Annotated in this window: 2 protein-coding genes; both read right to left on the bottom strand. The window is 75.1% G+C overall.

Annotated elements, in window-relative coordinates:
- A partial coding sequence (locus tag AX737_RS02075; RefSeq protein ID WP_066918622.1) for a GumC family protein occupies positions 1–1,675 on the bottom strand: 1,675 nt, incomplete at its 3' end.
- Positions 1,676–1,679: 4 nt separating this feature from the next.
- Positions 1,680–1,870, bottom strand: a 191-nt coding sequence (locus AX737_RS35100) for a hypothetical protein (protein WP_210173124.1), incomplete at its 5' end; no start/stop codon positions are given.

Genomic DNA, 1,870 nt, shown 5'->3' with positions numbered 1-1,870 from the left:
GGGCGGGCTCGGTCGCGCTCCGCTGCGGGCGCAGCGTCCCGGGGACGAGGCGCGTCGGCGCGCCCAGGCGGATCAGCAGTTCGGTCAGGACGTGGGCGGTGCGCAGGCGCTCCGCGCCCAGCCCTTCCGAGGCCACGGTGATCGTCGCCCCCGGCCGGGCGGCGAGGCGGTCGCGCAGCTCGCGGGCCACCGCCACGAGGGCCTGGTCGGCGTCGGGGCCGTCCTGCCCGGCGCGGCGCGGCACCGGCAGCCGCGCCCAGACCGGCAGCCCGGAGGCGGTGAGGGCGGCGGCCGAGGCGAAGGTCCCGCGCCAGAGGTCGAACAGGAAGCCGGCGGCGAGCCCGAGCACCGCGCCGAGCAGGGCGCCGGCGGCCGCGACGATCGGCATCGGCGTGTCCGAGGGCTTCAGCGGCGGCACGGCCCTGGAGACGATCTGCGAGTTGCTCGGGTTGATCATCTCCTGCTGCTCGAGGTCCTTGGTGCGGCCGAGCACGAGGTTGTAGGTCCGCCGGATCGCCTCGGCCTCGCTCTCGAGCTGGCGCAGGCGGATGCCCTCCTCGTTGCTGCTGGTCTGCGAGGTGACGAGTGCCTCGGCCCGCTTGCGCAGGTGCTTCAGGCCCTCCTCGGCGCGGCGCACGTCCTCGTCGATGGTGCGGCGGATGCGGTCGGCCTCCGCGGCGATCAGCCGGACGGTCGCGGCGCGCTGGGCGGCGAGGGCGATCATCTGCGGGTGGTTCTGGCCGAGGCTGCGCGAGAGCTGGGCGATCTCCTGCGTGCTCTGGGCGTGCTGCGCGCGCAGCGAGATCATCACCGCGGAGGCGCCCGCCTCCGGCGTCGCGGGCGGGCCGTCGGCCGCGGCCCAGGCCTTGGCCTTCTCGCGCCGGCCCGAGAGCCGGGCGAGTTCGGCCTCCGCGGTGGTGATCTGCCCGTAGAGGTCGCGCAGCTGCTGCGAGACGAGGAGGCCCGACTCGCCCGAGCCGATCAGCCCCTTGTCGGCCCGGTAGCGCTCGACCGCGAGGTCGGCCCGGTCGAGCTGGCCGCGCAGGTCGTTGAGCTGGGTCAGCAGGGTCTCGTTGGCGCGCCGGACCGCGGCGAGCCGGTCGCCGGCCGAGACCTCGAAATAGACGGCCGCGATCGTGTTGGCGATCTCGGCGGCCCGGCGCGGCTCCGGGTAGGTCGCGGTGAGCTGGAAGATCAGCGAGGTCTCGACCCGGCGCACGATGAGGCGCTTGCGCAGGGCCTCGAGCGCCAGGCCGGCCCGGTCGGCGCCGGGCTTGGCCCCGCGGGTCAGGACCGGATCCTCGCCGAGGTTCAACTGCGCGACCACGCGCTCCAGCACCTTGGCGGAGAGCAGGATCAGCGACTGGCTCTCGAGATTGGCGAAGTCGAGCTGCGGCGGCGTGTCCGGCCTGGAGAGGCCGCGCCCCACGATCTGCAGCGCCTGCGGGTCGATCAGGATCTCGACGCTCGCCCGGTAGCTCGGTGACTGGCGCAGGGCGAAGAGCGCGCCGAGGCAGGCTGCCAGCAGCGCGCCCGCCGCGATCCAAGACCAGCGCCGCCGTGCCGAGCCCCACAGGTCCGCGAGCGTGCCGCTGGACGGGCCGACCGCCGTGCCCCCGGCGAGGCGGGGACCCGAGACCGATCCGGCCGGCGGCAAAGCCCGCACCTGCTCCACGACGTCACTCCGGCCGACGCAACACTGCTCGGGGCCAGAAATACTGTCCGAGTGGTGACCAATCCCCACCGGCCGGCCGCCACGGCGTCTTCTCAATCTGACACACGGCGGCACTCGGGCCCGGCGTCGGCCGCGGCCCGAACAGCCACCGGTCGAGCGCCCCGAACCACGCGAGCGTCGGCCGCTCGACGAGCC

The organism is Methylobacterium sp. CCH5-D2 (assembly GCF_001556475.1).
GTDB classification, from domain to species: Bacteria; Pseudomonadota; Alphaproteobacteria; order Rhizobiales; family Beijerinckiaceae; genus Methylobacterium; species Methylobacterium hispanicum.
Note: the sequence above shows the minus strand (reverse complement) of the source record. Positions and strands in the feature narration are given on the sequence as shown.